This window comes from Flavobacterium panici, from assembly GCF_024499525.1.
Classification (GTDB): Bacteria; Bacteroidota; Bacteroidia; order Flavobacteriales; family Flavobacteriaceae; genus Flavobacterium; species Flavobacterium panici.
Genome location: NZ_CP100437.1, coordinates 2701435 through 2717099 on the forward strand (window position 1 = coordinate 2701435; position 15665 = coordinate 2717099).

Consider the following 15665-nt stretch of genomic DNA (forward strand, 5'->3'; position numbering starts at 1 on the left):
CTTGCGTTCCGCCTATATAAATTTTGGAATATAAATTATCAAACCAATCGCTATTGCTGTCATGGCGGCAAAAAATACCGCTCCTGCAGCAATATCTTTAATAAACCCAATTCGTCTGCTGTAATCGGGGTGGATAAAATCGGCGATTTTTTCAACAGCCGTATTTAATCCTTCAATGCTTAAAACCAAACCAATGGCTAAGGTTTGACATAGCCATTCGGTTTGAGAAATATGAAAATAGAACCCGGCAATGGTCATAATAATTCCCAGTGAGAATTGAACCATAACGCTGTGTTCTGTTCTTATCAGTTTTACAGCTCCTTTAAAGGCGTAAGTTACACTCTTTAAGCGACCTGTAACAAAAGTATTATCTTTTTGAAACTCCATTTAGTGGAAAATATTATAGTGCTGCTAAAGCCGCTTCGTAATTTGGTTCGTTTGCAATTTCAGCAACTTGTTCTGTATGAGTAATTGTTCCGTTTGCATCAACAACAATAATAACTCTTGAGTGTAAACCTGCTAAAGGTCCGTCAGTGATTTCTAAACCATTTGCTTTACCAAAAGCTCCTGTTTGAAAATCTGATAAATTAACTACATTTTCTAAACCTTCAGCACCACAAAAACGTTTTTGAGCGAAAGGTAAATCTCTTGAAATACATAAAACAGTAGTGTTTTCTAATCCGCTTGCACTTTGGTTGAATTTTCTAACAGATGCTGCGCAAGTTCCTGTATCAACACTTGGAAAAATGTTTAAAACTAATTTCTTACCAGCGAAATTGCTCAAAGAAGCAACTGATAAATCGTTTTGCACTAATTTAAAATCAGCAAGTTTAGAGCCAACTGCTGGTAATTCGCCTGAAGTATGAACTGGATTTCCTCCTAATGTTATTGAAGCCATGATAATTTTTTTTAATGAGGTTCAAAAGTAAGGATTAATATTTGAATCTAAAAGTATTTGTTAAGGGTTTAAGGTGAGATTAATAGTAAGGTTTGATCTATAATTTGGTTTGTGTGTAATGGCACGCAGATGACACAGATTAAACGGATTTTTGTCAGGCTGAGCGAAGTCGAAGCCCACATAAAGTAACTCCATAATCTAAATCGATATACTTTGCGTGGGCTTCGACTTCGCTCAGCCTGACAAAGATTGGATAAACTGAAAACTGCGACTAAAAACTGAAAACAAAAAAAAGCGTCTCTTTTCAGAAACGCTTTTTCAGTCATGTTTTTTTGTTTTTTATTTGAAAAAGAGGCCGATATTATTTATCGATTGAACCTAAAACACGTTTCATGAACGCGTTTAAAGCTTCTTTTTTATCAGTTCCCTGAGAAACCATTTTGTGTACTTCAAGAGCACCGTACATATTCGAAATCAATTCGCCAATTACATCTAATTCTTCGTCTTTAAGAGAAGGAATTTCGGTCATAGCTTCCAGAACTTCAATCGTTTCAATGATATAATCCTGATCGTTTTCTTCGATGAACTGCGTTAATTGCTTTATTACTGGTAATTTCATGTTTAGATTTCTTAGATTTTTAGACATTCTTAGATTTTAGACCTTTTTAAAGTTTATAGTACTTCTAAGAAGTCTAAAAATCTAAGCCAGTCTAACTAATCTAAATTTAAGCAATTGCGTTTACAAGGTCGATTAAAACTTCTTGTTTATTAGTTTGAGTTTCACCAACTAATTGTCCGTTTACGAAAGTTGCAAATGTTGGCAGGTTGCTTACATTAGCTAATTTTCTTGATTCAGGAGAATTTTCTGCATCAACCAAAACAAAAGTGATAGCTTCATTTTCTGTTGCTAATTTTTTGAATTTTGGTTTCATAATACGGCAGTTTCCACACCATGATGCTGAATATTGTACTACTACTTTTTCGTTTTTAGCAACTAAATCTGCTAACGTATCTTCGTTTAAGTCGATTAACATAATTTTCTGTATTTAAATTCCAAGTTTATAAATTCCAAATTCCAAATCTTACGATTGAATTTAGAAAATCTAAATTTTGAAAATATTATTGATTTTTTGAGAGAGAAAAATTCCAAATCCCAATTGGAATTTGGAATTTTAAAAATTTGGAAATTTTATTTCTTAGTTAGCGCTTAAGTATTCAGCAGTACTAACTCTGTCTGCAGACATAGCTTCTTTACCAGCTTCCCAGTTAGCAGGACAAACTTCACCTTTAGTCTGGATGTGAGTGTAAGCGTCAACCATTCTTAAGTATTCGTTTACGTTACGTCCTAATGGCATATCGTTTACACTTTCGTGGAAGATTTTTCCAGTTTCGTCAATAAGGTAAGTAGCTCTGTAAGTTACGTTTGAACCTTCGATGATAACTGAATCAGTATCTTCGCTGTAGCTTGTAGATTCGATATCAAGAATACCTAAAATGTTAGCTAAGTTACGGTTTGTATCAGCTAAGATTGGGTAAGTAACACCTTCGATTCCACCATTGTTTTTTGGAGTATTTAACCAAGCAAAGTGAACTTCGTTTGTGTCACAAGAAGCACCAATTACGATAGTATTTCTTTTTTCAAATTCTGGTAATGCAGCTTGAAAGGCGTGTAATTCAGTTGGACATACAAAAGTAAAATCTTTTGGGTACCAAAATAAAAGTACTTTTTTATTGTTGTTTAATGCTTCTTCAAAAATGTTGATTTTTAAATTGTCACCCATTTCTGAGATAGCATCTACTGCAATACTTGGGAATTTTTTTCCTACTAAAGACATATTTTTCGTTTTACGTTAAAAATTTATTTGATGCAAAAGTAGGGTATAAGCACATATTCTTACAATAAGATGTGATTATAAAAACTTATAAGTTGATAAATTTTGACTATTTAACTTTTTAACTTATTGTATATCAATGTTTACTGGGAGAATTCCGTCTGAAGAAATTTTATCTAAAAATTGAATTGCTGCCGTTTTTTGAAATTCTTCAAAATCCTGATACGCCTGAACTAATCCTGAAGCCTTTTTCAGATTCGGAATTATGGGTAAAACATACGGATTTCCGAAAACGTAAACAATGCATTTTTTGGTTTGAATTAAATCAGAAAGAAGCTCTAAAACTGCATTATCAATTTCGAAATTATTTGCTGGTTTTGCTTTTGGAACAAATAATGAAATGATAATAGTTTCGAAATTTTCTAATTCTTTTTTGATTGCAGAAATATCCGAAACTTCTAAATTTTCAAAAGCAAATTCAGGAGATTCTAATTCTGAATTTAAAGTTTTGAAGAATGTGTTTTCGGTATTTTTATATAAACTCAGTTTAGCTAATTTGTTGTTTTTCTGAGCTTCAAATGCTAATTCTGAATTTGAATTATTTATGATAGTTGTAATCGCATTTTGAGCAATTTCCAGATTTAATTCAGATGCTTTTTCGAAATTTAATTCGCCCGAAGCAGCAGTGTTTCCAGAAAGAATTCCTGCTTTTTCTTTAGCTTTCATGATTCGGCTATGGCTTTTGAAAATGCGATCTGGAGATGCATTTCTAAAGATAGCTTCGATTCCTTCGGGAACATTTTCGGCGAAGCATAAAATATCATTTCCGGCATTAAAAGCTTCCCATTCCAGCTGACCTTTGGTTTCGTATAATTTTGAAACACTGTGCATATTTAAAGCATCAGAAATCACCAACCCATCATAACCTAATTTGTCGCGTAAAAGATCCTGAATCACAGCTTTTGATAATGTTGCCGAGGTATCTTTTCCATCATTTAAACTTGGAACGGCTAAATGTCCAATCATAATCGAATCGACATTATTTCCAATTCCTTTGATGAACGGATATAATTCGTTTTCTAATAATTCTTCCAGCGTTTCTTTTAAAACCGGTAATCCTAAATGCGAATCGACATTAGTATTTCCATGTCCGGGAAAGTGTTTCAGACAACCTAAAACGCCAACTTCCGACATTCCGTTTAAATATTCAACTGCAAAATTGGCTACTTTTTCTTTGTTTTCACCAAAAGAACGATATCCAATAACAGGATTATTTGGATTATTGTTGATATCGGCCAAAGGCGATAAATTATACTGAATTCCGGCAGCTTTTAAATCTAAACCAATTTGTTTTCCAACTTCGTAAACTAAATCGGCTTTGTTTTCAGGTAATGCGCCAAGTGTAATCGCATAAGGATATTGTGGCGTTTTTTCGATACGCATTGCTAAGCCCCATTCGGCATCAATACTGATTAAAAGTGGAGTAGAAGCGGCTTTTTGGTAACGAACAATAAGTTCTTTTATTTTTTGATAGCTGTCATCATTAAAAACAACTTTTTTCTTGCTTTCGTAATTTGTTGCAGCGCTTGCACGACTGTGAAAAAAGGTCAGTCCACCAATATTGTGTTCTTTTATCAAACGTTCGGTTTCCTGAATATTTTCTTCGGTATCGTTTATAAAAACGGCAGGAAAAAAGAATTGTCCTATTTTTTGTCGTAATGCTTCGGCTGTAATTTTCATTATTATAAAGTCTTTTTCATGCAGACGCTGTTATCCATCTTTTCGTAAGGCGGATAATTTGGAATGATTGTGTAACCTAATTTTTGATACAAATTTATGGCTTCGGGCTGGTTTTTCCCAGTTTCGAGAATAGTATAAGTATAGCCAACTTCTTTCGCCCAAATTTCTAATTCGGCTAAAACTTTTGAAGCAATTCCTTTTTTGCGATAATCAGGATGAACATACATTCGTTTGATTTCGGTTTTGTCGCTTTCTTTTTCGCGAAAAGCGCCGCAGCCAACAGGAATGCCATTTTCGTAATAAACAATCGTGTGTTTTATTTTATCGGTTTTATTAAACTGATTGTAAAACGCATGATCTTCTCCGTCTCTAATTGCTAAATCCTGATCTAATAAAACAACCAGATTTATAAAATCGATATCGTCTGAGTTTGTTCGTTTTATATTAGGCATTATTCACTGCTTTGAAAAGTATTTTTATTTCAATTTTGCTTTCTTTTGTTTTGCTAATTGCTTTTTGGTTTCAATTGCTTTATCCAATCGGTTTTTAAAACGGAAGAGTTTTGGTAAGCCTTCTAATCTGTCTTCGATTGTAATTTCCTCATAAACGATAATGGCTTTTTCTAAAACCCTGATTTCATTGTCGAGATCGTTTTGGTTTTTGTAGATTGTTGCTAATCTATCATAAGGATGATTTCCTTTAAAGCTTTCTGCGACATTTTCCTCATATAATTCAATTGCTTTTTCAAGATTTCCGGTTTTTTCGAACTCAGCTCCTTTTAAGTTGCGTTCGGCCTGCAAATTTTCATTGATTTCCATAAGTAAGAGTTTGATTTGGGGTTAAACTTCTTCAGATTTTTTCCCAAAATCTTTCGGGAAAATTAAAAAACGTGATAAAATAAGACCTGGAATTGTCGCTATAAAAACCCAGATAAAGAAGTTTTGATAGCCTAAAAATTGTTGTATAAAACCGCTCAACATTCCCGGAAGCATCATTCCTAATGCCATAAAACCGGTTGCAAGTGCATAGTGCGCTGTTTTTGATTCTCCTTCGGCAACATGAATTAAAAACATCATAAAACCTGTAAATCCAAAACCATATCCAAATTGTTCCAAAATTACGGTAATACAAGTATACAGATTTAATGGAGAATTTATTTCAAAAAAGTATAAATTTATATGAAGGTGAAAAAGTTCCTGCGGCTGAAAATGAGCAAGTCCAATAAAACCAAGTATTGGCAGATGCATTGCCAAAAACATAGGAAGCATCCATTTGGTAAGACCATGTTTTGAAATGGCAATTCCGCCCAAAATGCCACCAATTGTTAAAGTAAAAATCCCTAAAGTTCCATAAATAATCCCAACAGATTCAGTAGTTAAGCTCATCCCGCCAACTTCTTTCCCGTCTAATAAAAATGGACTTAACATTTTAAGCAATTGTGATTCTCCTAATCTGAAAACCAGAATAAAAGCTAACACTAAACCAATTTGTTTTTTCTTGAAGAAACTGGCAAATATAGAACCAAAATTTTGATGATGATCTTTATTATCTGCTACAACATTTATTTCATTTCTTGGAGTAAAAACAAAATTATAAATCGTTATAAAAGTCATTAATAAACCAACGCCAATCATTGTATACGACCATGCTTTGGTATTATCGCCATATTTTTGTTCCAGATATCCGGCTAAAAGCACAATTAAACCGTTGCCGGCAAGCATTGAAAGCCTGTAGAAAGTACTTCTGATACCGAGGAAAAAAGACTGTTGATTTTCAGGTAAAACCAATAAATAAAAACCATCGCTCGCAATATCATTTGAAGCCGAAGCAAAAGCGGCAACCCAGAAAATTGCCAATGTCATCATGAAAAAGCCATTGGTTGGAATCGTAAAACCGACTAATAAGAAGGCAATCGAAATCAATAACTGCATCGATAAAAACCATTTTCTTTTGGTTCCGTTTAATTCAATAAAAGGACTCCAAAGTGGTTTTATAACCCACGGTAAGTATAATAAACTGGTGTAAACGCCAATATCTTCATTTGAAATACCTAAATTTTTATACATAATTACCGAAACCGAGATAATTACGGCGTAAGGCAGTCCAGACGCAAAATTAAGAAGTGGAATCCAGAACCAGGGTTTATTATCTGTTTTCATTAGGCTGAGCAGGTGAATAGATTTTAAAATTCTTTTTTAAGTCGGCAGCAGTTGGGGTGCTTTCGTTTGCAAAATAATCAATAAATGTTACAGCGCAAGCTTTATACATATCGATTTTTTCTGCGGGAATAGAAAATGATATAACGCCGTCTTTTTCAACAGCCCTTACTTTATCAATTATTTTTTCAGCATCGTTTGTATTTATCTTTGAAATATGCTCTCCGCCATAAATTACTATATAACGCACTTTTGTATTCAGCGGACTTTTGATGCTGAAAGAATATTTTATAGTATCTTTTGCAAAATCTGTAATAACAGGCGTATCGATAATAATACGTTTTAAATTTGGAACCGCAGCAGGAAGCGCAGGAAAACGATATTGATTGTCTTCCAGAAGACGAACAAGATCCAAGTTTTTGTTCATGAACCATTTTGCGCTGAAATAAGCACTTCCGGAAACATTTTTAGTACTTCTGGCAAAATCAATCTGGGTTGGAATTTCGCTTATATAATTCCAGCTTTTATCTCCGTCAGCTCTAATTTTATAAGAAGCGTGACCAATATAAACAGCTGTGTTATTAGAGTTTTCTGCCCACCATTTTACTAATTTCGAATAAGATGCTCTAGGATTATACATGCTCCAATACAATTGAGGCAAGATATAATCGATCCATTTTTGATCCATCCATAAAAGAGGATCTGCATATAAATCGTCGTAATTTGCAGTTGACTGCGTTTCTGAACCTTTTGGGTCAACAGATTTATTTCGCCAAACCCCAAAAGGACTAATTCCGAACTGAACCCACGGCTTGCTTTCTTTTATAGTTGTTGAAATAGTATGTACAAAGTTGCTCACATTGGCACGACGCCAATCTGCTAGACTTAAACCTGAACCATATTTTTTGTACGAAGCCGAGTCATTAAAAACTTTTCCGGGAACGGCGTATGGATAAAAATAATCATCAAAATGAATCGCGTCGATATCGTATTTGTCAACGACTTCTTTTACGACTTTTGTTAAATGTGACTGAACTTCAGGCAATGCAGGATCGTAATAATATTTTCCTCCGTATTCAATCATCCATTCCGGATGTTTAAAAACGTCGTGATTTGGACTTAAAAGATTTTTATTTAAATCGAAAGTCGCTCGATACGGATTCAGCCACGCATGAAATTCAAAACCTCTATTGTGTGCTTCTTCAATCATCCACGCCAAAGTATCGTAATATGGACTTGGAGCTACGCCTTCTTTTCCTGTCAGGAATCTTGACCAAGGCGCAAATTCAGATGGATAAAAAGCATCACCAACGCTTCTTATCTGAACGATAACAGCATTGTAGTTTAATTCTTTATAGGTATCTAAAATTTCTAAATAATCAGCTTTTTCTTTTTCAACATTATCTGTCGCCGTTTTTGGCCAGTCAATATTTACTACAGTCGCAATCCAAACACCTCTAAATTCATTTTTAGGATGCATTATTTTTTCTTGTGCGTTAGATTTTAATCCAAAGAAAAATATAAGAATGATTGAGTATAGTAAGTGCTGATTTTTATGCATTTTAATCTTTAATTTTAACAAGAACCAAAAATAGTTTGTTTTGCTAGGAATTCAATGAATTCTGCTTATTTTATTTTAAATGTTTTTTTGCCACGAATTACACAAATTTCCACCAATTTTTTATTCTCAAAGCATTAAAAAATAATTCGTAAAAATTCGTGTAATTCGTGACAATCATTTTTTATAGCCACAGATTAAAAGGATTATTTGGATTAATCTTTTTAATCTGTGGCAAACTTATTTATTTAGTCTGGAAAAGAAATTTTCCCCATTGTTACGGATGGAATTCCTTTTTTTGAACCAAAATTATAATTTCCTCCCGCTACGGTTTCATTCGCCAAAACGGCAAACAAAACGGCTTCTTTTGCGTCGCCTGAAATCCCCACGACATCGCTTTTCTCAAATTTACATGGCAATAATTCCTTTAACCAGCTTACCAATAACGGATTTCGTGCGCCACCGCCAGACATATAAACTGTAAACTCTTCGATTGGCGTTTTAGTATTTTCGACTACAAACAAAACCGCTTCGGCAATTGTCTCGGCACTTAGGCGTGTTAAAGTCGCAAGCAAATCTGGTGCCGAAATGTTTTCTAATCCTAATTTTACTAAAGCCGAGTTCACAAAATCATGGTTGAATAATTCCTGACCAATTGTTTTAGGAAAGCTTTTTTGGAAAAATGCATTGTTTTTTAATTCACTTAAAAGTTCCTGATTTACAGTTCCGCTTTTAGCGATTTCGGCATCTTTATCATAACTTTTTTCAGGGAAAAACTGTTTGGTAAAAATATCTATCAAAGTATTTGCCGTTCCGGTATCGGTTACAAAAACCTCTTCGGCGTTTTGGGAAGCAGGTAAATAAGTGAAATTTGCTATTCCGCCCATATTGAGCATAATTCGATTTTCGTCTTTTTTACTGAATAACAAATAATCGCCATAAACTGCCAAAGGCGCGCCTTCACCGCCCGCCGCAACATGTTTTTGCCTGAAATCAGATAAAGTGATAATTCCGGTTTTTACCGCAATATGATCACCGTCTCCAATTTGTAAAGTTGCATTTGGAAATTTTTCCTGCTGATGCAAAAACTTTGGCGCATGCAGAACCGTTTGTCCGTGCGATGCGATTAGATCCACTTCGCTTGCGGAAATATTCCATTTTGAAAGACAATCATTTATCATTAAGGCATGCAAGTCAGCAATCCATTCGTTTAATAAAACCAAATGCTGAAAATCGATTGTTTTTTTAGCAAACACTTTTCTAATTTCGGTTTTAATATCTTCGCTGTAATCAATAGTTTCAAATTGTTCGATTTTTACAACCGTGTTTTCGCCTTCGCCAGAAATTTCACAAAGAGCCAAATCGAGTCCGTCGAGCGAAGTTCCTGACATTAAACCTAGTATTTTTCGGGTCTCTTTTTGAGCAATTTCATAAAGAGCGCTTATATTTTTATTCATTAAAATGATGTTTTAAAAAAGCATTTTATTTCGAAACGCTAAAATGGGATTTTTTACATATAAATATAAGTAAACTTTGAGATTTATTTTTTAAACGTTGCAGGTAATTGTTTTTAAACACATAGGGACATAGTTTTTCTTTGTGGGTAAAGGCGTTTCACTTTTTTTGAACAAACATAGAGAATGGTGTTTTAAAATGGATATAATAACATTTGTATTTAATATATCCAGTGGTTTCAACCACTTTGACACAGAATAATTCACGATGCGTTTCCAGTGGTTAAAACCACTGGCTATGTTTTAAAAGGAATGAGAATATTATGCGACTATGTGTAAAATCTTGATTTTATTTAATCCTTTTATTCACTCCCAAAAAACTATGTTTCTATGTGTTTAAATAAAAACACAATGCTAAACAAAACTTATTCCCGTTTTTATATATTTGTTTCTAAACTAATTAAAATTTAAACCATGATTATAGTTATTATCCTTTTTGTTTTCATCATAATCGGAGTGTTCATTTACAATTCTCTTATCGAAAAAAGAAATCAGGTTACGAATGCTTTTTCTTCTATTGATGTAATGTTGAAAAAACGTTTTGATTTGATTCCGAATTTAGTTGAGATTGTAAAACAATATACTAATTACGAACAAAGTACCTTAACTAAAATCGTAGAGCTTCGTTCAAGAGCAACTTCAGGTTCTTTAACCGAGGCCGAAAAAGCAAGTTTAGATACTGAACTTAGCACAGCTGTAAAAGGTTTAATGGTTACGGTTGAAAATTATCCGGACTTAAAAGCCAATACCAATTTCTTAAACCTACAAAGCACTTGGACAGAAAGCGAAGAACAAATCGCTGCTGCGAGAAGAACTTATAATGCTTCGGTTACGAGTTACAATAATGCTATTATGATGTTTCCAGGAAATCTTTTTGCAGGAATGCTGAATTATACTAAAATTGATGTTTTAGCAACGCCAGAAGAAGAACGTAAAAATATTAGTGCAAAAGAACTTTTCAATAATTAATGGATTCAGGAATTAGCAACAATTCAGCCTTGCAGGAGGTTTTGAATACATTAGAAGTTGAGAGAAAAAAGATTGCCGAAACCTATAAAACCACCTACATTTTATTTGGTCTCGCCATTGTATTTATGATAATTGGTTTATTGATCAGGTTTCCGACTTTAGGTTTTCTGGGATTTGCCGTTTCTGCCATTACTGGCATCGTAATGCATTTTAGAATTGGCGACGATGTTAAGAAATACAAAATGGCTTATAAAACCAATGTTGTAGGATCTGCATTAAAAAATATCAACGAAAGTTTGACGATAACGCCTCAAAGCGGACTTCCTGAATATGAGTTTAGAAGTTCTGAACTTTTTACAACCGAATCTGATCGTTATAAAACACAGGATTTAATAAGCGGAACAAACGATAAAACGTCTTTTTGGTTTGCCGAAGTTCACGCCGAATATAAAACCGAAACTAGTACAAAAAACGGAACCCGTACACAATGGCATACCATTTTTAAAGGAATTGTTTTTGTGGCCGATTTCAATAAAAACTTCAATGTTTCGACAGTTGTTCGCCCAAAAGGTTTTGGAGAAGCTTTTGGTTCCTGGTTTTCTAAAAACGTTTTTAGTTTTGGAAATACCGATATTATCGAATTAGAAAACATCGATTTCAGCAATAAATTTGTAACCTATTCCAGTAACCAAATCGAAGCGCGATATATTTTAACGCCTGCCATGATGGAAAGAATTCTGGACTTAAACGGCAAATGCGATGAAACGATTTCGGTTTCGTTTATACATTCTAAAATGTATATTGCTTTTCCGTTGTCCGAAAATTATTTTGAAGCACCTATTCATTCTTCGCTTTTAGATCCCGATTTACTTTCCGGCGATCTTTCGATTGTGAAATTCATGCATGATATTGTTCATGAACTGGATTTGAATACTAGGATTTGGGGGAAGCAGTAGAGAATTTTAATTCAAACATTTATGAAAGCAACACTGGCTTATATTTTCCAATTTTTATATTGGATTTGGTTTGTATTTTTTTTTCTTCTACACAATAAGCGAGATTTTCAGACTTGCTCAATCCGGTTGGCGAAGGAATCGTTTCTATGACTGTCTCAACTTTTGTTTTATTTTTTGTTGGACTTTTTCTGTATTTATTTACTATTACTTTTGAGATTCCAAACGAGATGAATAAGTTTTTAAGATCAGGATCTCTGGTTTTTTGTGTTCTTTTAATTATTACTTTTTTTATTTTTCTGAGAAACAGTGGTTAGTTAAAGATTTTACTATTGACACAATATATTTATATTTGAAAAATTGTTAAAATACTTTGTGTTTATGAGAAAGATGATCATTTATTCGTTAAAAGGGTAAAAGAATTTAAAGTATCTTGGAGATTATCCCATAAGTCCGTACTTGAACTAATTTGTGGTGAATATGATATTTCAACAATAAAAAAATACTTCTCATTTTCTGTAAACATGATCCATTTTTTATTTTGAAATTTTGAGATTTGTTTGTTTAACTTGATATTGTTTAAAGTTATTTCGGTGCCTGCTAGAATTTGCTTTTCATTTGCAACTAATTTATCAACATTTAACCCGAGAACCATTGAATATGATGTGTAAAAACTGGGTAATTTTAGAGGTGGTGTTAATGAATCCTTAGGTAAAACAGATACTACAAACGATTCTTTTGCTTCAAAAGAATCGAATCCTAATAATTTTCTTCTGTAATCTGACAATTCTTCAAAGTATTCCTTTTTTTCTCCAATGTCGGTTGTATCATATCCAAAGTAAGTTGTGTCCAAAAGTATTTTACTCTCTTTCTTAATCAAATCATCTATCATGTCATTCCCCGTTTTATCAGTAACAGAGACTATAGTTTTTGATTCAGTGTTTTCAAAATAGTAATATGTGCCATTAAGTATTAATGAACCAATACGATTTTGTTTTAACCCTGTTTCAATATTTTCTTTGGTTATTAATTCACTTTTGGTATTGATAATCTTTAATAATCCATCAACACCTTTTTCAGATTTAATATTTGACCAATTCTTATTTGGTGTTTTAAATGCAAATCCAAACTCCGAATTGATGAAATATTCATTTGTGTTTAATGATGATAATGAGCTATATGATAGCTCATTAATACTTACAACATTGCTTCCAAGTTTAATATTTAAGCTTGTTTTAGTTTTTATAAATTCAGAAAATATTCCCAATGCCATTATAATAATTGAAAAGAACATAAATATTTGTGCGCTTTTCAAAAATAAAGCATTTGGTTCTTCTTTTACTTGCTCTCTCTTAATTAATTGATAGGACATTAAAGCCAAAAGAAAACCTAAACCGATTGAACCTATTTTTAAAATTTCAACAATATCTAATTTTTCTAAAATTCCCGTAATTTCTAATGCTTTCATATATCTCTTTTATATGGTTTAATAAAAAATGCTACAAATAAATATTCTCCGAATTCGTGGTTAATTTAGCATCCTAAAAAGGGTTATTTAAACTATGGTTTTAATTTTTTTCTTTTTCTTATGTAAGAATAAACCGAGGAGAAAATTAGTAATTTAATAATAAAAATAACTAAGTATATTTACGTGTTTTAATGACGAGAAAAAAACGCTAGCATTAGCAACTGAAAATAAAACCTCGATTTTTAAAACCGAGGTTTTTCATTTAAAAATTCTTACTCCAAATCCAAATAAGGATTTAAAGTTTCAGCTAATTCATTGAGCCAGTAAAAACTGTCTCTTAATTTGGTGATTTCGTTTTGAAGTTCTTCGTGTTCGCTCATAATACCTAATGCGAGTGTGAAATTTACCTGCCTTAGTGTTTTAGCCATTTCTACAGGTTCAATTCTTTCGTTGAAAAAATTCAAAAGCCTGATTTGAGTTTCTTTTGAAACTGTGTTTGTAATCATAATCTTTGTGTTTAGGAAAAGAACCCGCACAGCTAAGGTGTCCTACGCCACAAAGTGCGTTGCAGTTGTTTCCAATACCGCCACCATACCGCACGGGCAAAAGCTTTTTTGATATCATATTTCTTTGTGTTTAGGATTGTAAAGATATCAAAAAAATATTTTAAGTAAGAAAAAGATTATATTTTTATTGTTTAAAAAGATGAATTAGGAAAAACTAAATCATATATGCATGGTAAATATAAAGCGTTATTTTGAGAAAAGATAAACTCAAATAAATTTCCAGGCAGTTTGTCATTTCGACCGAAGGGAGAAATCTCACTCGTAACCACAAAGATTGTCGATTATGTTTGCGTAATTTCTCGTGCGATTTCTCCCTTCGGTCGAAATGACAAGATTGGAGAATCTCTTTTGAAAATAACATTTTAAGATTTAGATTTGAACTGCAAATTATGATAGAAAAAATCTTAACCGACTACATCACATTTATCAGAAGCTTTGAAGCTTTATTAAAAGATAAATACAAACAAGATATAAATCCATGTTCATTTTCTCGAACCTTCTTTGAAAGATTGGGATCAATTAATGGAATTGAATATCATTTTCACGGAAGTGGCTGTACTGCTAAAAAAGATGAAATTATCTATACCTATGATATTTCAATAAATGAAATTACTTTCACACAATGGGATTTAACAGAACTTATTAGAACTCATCCTGAATATCAGAAATTAAATTATACTGCTGAGTTTATTGAATATGAACTCTATCAACTTATAAATAAAGGAATTTTAGAATGGTTAACTTACGAAAGAATTGAAGGAAAGTCTTTTGGATGTGTTTTTAAATGTTATAGAATTGTTCAGGAATCATTTTTTGTTCAATAAATCTTCTTATGAAACCGAGAGCCCTAGCCCTGATGGAAGCGGCATCTCCCGATTTAGAAAAACAAGGCTTTTTAGCCGTAGTTTTTGTTTATCGGGAATATAGCGGACAGCAGGAAATTGCTCCTTATTAAAATTCCAATTTTTAAATTCCAAATTCCAAAAAATAGGATTTACGTTTCCATAAGCCTTCGACTACGCTCAGGATGACAGTAAGGTTTAGAGGCAAGGAAAAAGAAAAACCTTAGAGCCTTACTTAAGCACAAACCCATTTTCCTTTAAAGTATTCAAAACTTCAGCAATGATTTTTGAACGGCATTCGGCACTTTTTCTGCTGGTTCCGGTTTTTACCCAATAACGAATGTTTAATTGAATAATCGCTCCGGAAATATCAGTAATTACGGCTGCATCTTCATGATCTTTTTCGGTTACTTCTTCGTTTCGTTTTAGAACTTCTTTTACGAGTTCTATTGCTTTTCCATAATCAGAACCATATTCGAGACCAACGGTAAAAGTCTGCAGGAGATAACCTTCGCTATTGTAATTAATCAGCGTGTTTTTAATTAAAAGTGCGTTGGGAATATAAATGATTTTAGAGTCGCTTTTTACTTCGGTATCGCGGAGGTTGAGGTTGATGACTTCGCCTTTTACGCCGTTGCTTTCGATAATGTCGCCAATAGAAAACGGACGTTTGAAAGCGAGCAGAATTCCGGCAAGGAAATTTTCGCCAATATCTTTAAGGGCAAAACCAATTACAAAGGCCGAGATTCCGGCTCCGGCAAGCATACTTTGTGCGATTCCGTCAAGACCAATAATTTTGAACATGAACAAAACCCCAATAATTATCAAAACCGATTTAATTAAACGGGCAATAAAAGTGGCGAGAAGTCGGTCGTGCATTCTCGCTTTGAGTCGGTTTCCTGTAAAAATACCAATTCGGGTTGCAATAAACCACGAAACGAGAATGACAACAATGGCGAGAATAAATTTTGGCGTGAGATCGACAATGCTGTAATAATAGTTTTCTAAATGTTTGAAGACGTCCTGAACGAAATTTTCCATAATTGTAAGGCGTAAAAAGTAAAATCTTAAAGTTACCCATTTCACAATTTTGGTGCTTTACAGAATTTGGCTTTAATTTTATAAAATGTTGACGGGCTGTTAAGATAAATCGGCATTTTATACATTTT

Annotated in this window: 18 protein-coding genes; 4 read left to right on the forward strand and 14 right to left on the reverse strand. The window is 33.1% G+C overall.

The features are described 5' to 3' along the window. Positions 1-12: 12 nt before the first annotated feature. From NLJ00_RS11450 to NLJ00_RS11500, 11 genes are all read right to left on the reverse strand, one after another. Positions 13-387: a diacylglycerol kinase gene (locus tag NLJ00_RS11450; RefSeq protein WP_053471127.1), complete on the reverse strand. Its 375-nt coding sequence runs from the start codon at positions 385-387 to the stop codon at positions 13-15. A 13-nt stretch (positions 388-400) separates the two neighbouring features. Beyond that, complete coding sequence (tpx, locus tag NLJ00_RS11455) at positions 401-898, reverse strand: thiol peroxidase (protein WP_053471126.1); 498 nt, start codon at positions 896-898, stop codon at positions 401-403. Positions 899-1259: 361 nt separating this feature from the next. Then, positions 1260-1517, reverse strand: a complete 258-nt coding sequence (locus NLJ00_RS11460; protein WP_042566605.1) for a DUF6952 family protein — start codon at positions 1515-1517, stop codon at positions 1260-1262. A 106-nt stretch (positions 1518-1623) separates the two neighbouring features. Continuing rightward, a complete protein-coding gene (locus NLJ00_RS11465) occupies positions 1624-1932 on the reverse strand; it encodes a thioredoxin family protein (RefSeq protein WP_007805605.1) in 309 nt (102 codons plus the stop codon). Between the two features lie 162 nt (positions 1933-2094). Next, positions 2095-2733 (reverse strand): peroxiredoxin, encoded by a 639-nt coding sequence (locus NLJ00_RS11470; protein WP_256637267.1) that lies wholly within the window; start codon positions 2731-2733, stop codon positions 2095-2097. A 123-nt stretch (positions 2734-2856) separates the two neighbouring features. Then, positions 2857-4470 carry a glycoside hydrolase family 3 protein gene (locus NLJ00_RS11475; protein ID WP_256637268.1) on the reverse strand — a complete coding sequence of 538 codons (1614 nt, stop codon included), beginning with the start codon at positions 4468-4470 and terminating at the stop codon, positions 2857-2859. Positions 4471-4472: 2 nt separating this feature from the next. Next, positions 4473-4922, reverse strand: coding sequence for a GNAT family N-acetyltransferase (locus tag NLJ00_RS11480; RefSeq protein WP_256637269.1), 450 nt, complete (start codon positions 4920-4922; stop codon positions 4473-4475). Positions 4923-4946: 24 nt separating this feature from the next. Then, complete coding sequence (locus NLJ00_RS11485) at positions 4947-5288, reverse strand: hypothetical protein (RefSeq protein ID WP_073487205.1); 342 nt, start codon at positions 5286-5288, stop codon at positions 4947-4949. A 21-nt stretch (positions 5289-5309) separates the two neighbouring features. Next, positions 5310-6629, reverse strand: a complete 1320-nt coding sequence (locus NLJ00_RS11490) for an MFS transporter (RefSeq protein ID WP_256637270.1) — start codon at positions 6627-6629, stop codon at positions 5310-5312. Next, positions 6616-8187, reverse strand: a complete 1572-nt coding sequence (locus tag NLJ00_RS11495; protein WP_256637271.1) for a glycoside hydrolase family 10 protein — start codon at positions 8185-8187, stop codon at positions 6616-6618. The genes NLJ00_RS11490 and NLJ00_RS11495 overlap by 14 nt, the downstream gene beginning before the upstream one ends. A 245-nt stretch (positions 8188-8432) precedes the next feature. Further along, positions 8433-9641 carry an anhydro-N-acetylmuramic acid kinase gene (locus NLJ00_RS11500; RefSeq protein WP_256637272.1) on the reverse strand — a complete coding sequence of 403 codons (1209 nt, stop codon included), beginning with the start codon at positions 9639-9641 and terminating at the stop codon, positions 8433-8435. A 471-nt stretch (positions 9642-10112) separates the two neighbouring features. Between NLJ00_RS11500 and NLJ00_RS11505 the strand changes: the two genes are divergently transcribed. Both NLJ00_RS11505 and NLJ00_RS11510 read left to right on the forward strand, forming a co-directional pair. After that, on the forward strand, positions 10113-10667 hold the full coding sequence (locus tag NLJ00_RS11505; RefSeq protein ID WP_256637273.1) for a LemA family protein: 555 nt from the start codon (positions 10113-10115) through the stop codon (positions 10665-10667). After that, positions 10667-11623, forward strand: coding sequence for a DUF3137 domain-containing protein (locus tag NLJ00_RS11510; RefSeq protein ID WP_256637274.1), 957 nt, complete (start codon positions 10667-10669; stop codon positions 11621-11623). The genes NLJ00_RS11505 and NLJ00_RS11510 overlap by 1 nt, the downstream gene beginning before the upstream one ends. Positions 11624-12014: 391 nt before the next feature. Here NLJ00_RS11510 and NLJ00_RS11515 read toward each other — a convergent pair whose 3' ends face one another. Together NLJ00_RS11515 and NLJ00_RS11520 are read right to left on the reverse strand one after the other, a co-directional pair. Next, a complete protein-coding gene (locus NLJ00_RS11515; RefSeq protein WP_256637275.1) occupies positions 12015-13088 on the reverse strand; it encodes a hypothetical protein in 1074 nt (357 codons plus the stop codon). A 272-nt stretch (positions 13089-13360) separates the two neighbouring features. Then, positions 13361-13594: a hypothetical protein gene (locus NLJ00_RS11520; protein WP_256637276.1), complete on the reverse strand. Its 234-nt coding sequence runs from the start codon at positions 13592-13594 to the stop codon at positions 13361-13363. 449 nt (positions 13595-14043) lie between these two features. On the opposite strand from NLJ00_RS11520, the gene NLJ00_RS11525 reads away from it, so the two are divergent. Continuing rightward, entirely contained in the window at positions 14044-14478 is a 435-nt protein-coding gene (locus tag NLJ00_RS11525) for a DUF6896 domain-containing protein (protein WP_256637277.1), read from the forward strand. An 8-nt stretch (positions 14479-14486) separates the two neighbouring features. Continuing rightward, positions 14487-14609, forward strand: a complete 123-nt coding sequence (locus NLJ00_RS11530) for a hypothetical protein (RefSeq protein WP_256637278.1) — start codon at positions 14487-14489, stop codon at positions 14607-14609. A gap of 118 nt (positions 14610-14727) precedes the next feature. Here the strand turns inward: NLJ00_RS11530 and NLJ00_RS11535 are convergent, their stop codons facing one another. Then, complete coding sequence (locus NLJ00_RS11535; protein WP_256637279.1) at positions 14728-15537, reverse strand: mechanosensitive ion channel family protein; 810 nt, start codon at positions 15535-15537, stop codon at positions 14728-14730. Positions 15538-15665: the final 128 nt, after the last annotated feature.

Coding starts and splice junctions, on each gene's coding strand:
- NLJ00_RS11450 (WP_053471127.1), bottom strand. CDS start 387: ATGGAGTTTCAAAAAGATAATACTTTTGTTACAGGTCGCTTAAAGAGT.
- tpx (WP_053471126.1), bottom strand. CDS start 898: ATGGCTTCAATAACATTAGGAGGAAATCCAGTTCATACTTCAGGCGAA.
- NLJ00_RS11460 (WP_042566605.1), bottom strand. CDS start 1,517: ATGAAATTACCAGTAATAAAGCAATTAACGCAGTTCATCGAAGAAAAC.
- NLJ00_RS11465 (WP_007805605.1), bottom strand. CDS start 1,932: ATGTTAATCGACTTAAACGAAGATACGTTAGCAGATTTAGTTGCTAAA.
- NLJ00_RS11470 (WP_256637267.1), bottom strand. CDS start 2,733: ATGTCTTTAGTAGGAAAAAAATTCCCAAGTATTGCAGTAGATGCTATC.
- NLJ00_RS11475 (WP_256637268.1), bottom strand. CDS start 4,470: ATGAAAATTACAGCCGAAGCATTACGACAAAAAATAGGACAATTCTTT.
- NLJ00_RS11480 (WP_256637269.1), bottom strand. CDS start 4,922: ATGCCTAATATAAAACGAACAAACTCAGACGATATCGATTTTATAAAT.
- NLJ00_RS11485 (WP_073487205.1), bottom strand. CDS start 5,288: ATGGAAATCAATGAAAATTTGCAGGCCGAACGCAACTTAAAAGGAGCT.
- NLJ00_RS11490 (WP_256637270.1), bottom strand. CDS start 6,629: ATGAAAACAGATAATAAACCCTGGTTCTGGATTCCACTTCTTAATTTT.
- NLJ00_RS11495 (WP_256637271.1), bottom strand. CDS start 8,187: ATGCATAAAAATCAGCACTTACTATACTCAATCATTCTTATATTTTTC.
- NLJ00_RS11500 (WP_256637272.1), bottom strand. CDS start 9,641: ATGAATAAAAATATAAGCGCTCTTTATGAAATTGCTCAAAAAGAGACC.
- NLJ00_RS11505 (WP_256637273.1), top strand. CDS start 10,113: ATGATTATAGTTATTATCCTTTTTGTTTTCATCATAATCGGAGTGTTC.
- NLJ00_RS11510 (WP_256637274.1), top strand. CDS start 10,667: ATGGATTCAGGAATTAGCAACAATTCAGCCTTGCAGGAGGTTTTGAAT.
- NLJ00_RS11515 (WP_256637275.1), bottom strand. CDS start 13,088: ATGAAAGCATTAGAAATTACGGGAATTTTAGAAAAATTAGATATTGTT.
- NLJ00_RS11520 (WP_256637276.1), bottom strand. CDS start 13,594: ATGATTACAAACACAGTTTCAAAAGAAACTCAAATCAGGCTTTTGAAT.
- NLJ00_RS11525 (WP_256637277.1), top strand. CDS start 14,044: ATGATAGAAAAAATCTTAACCGACTACATCACATTTATCAGAAGCTTT.
- NLJ00_RS11530 (WP_256637278.1), top strand. CDS start 14,487: ATGAAACCGAGAGCCCTAGCCCTGATGGAAGCGGCATCTCCCGATTTA.
- NLJ00_RS11535 (WP_256637279.1), bottom strand. CDS start 15,537: ATGGAAAATTTCGTTCAGGACGTCTTCAAACATTTAGAAAACTATTAT.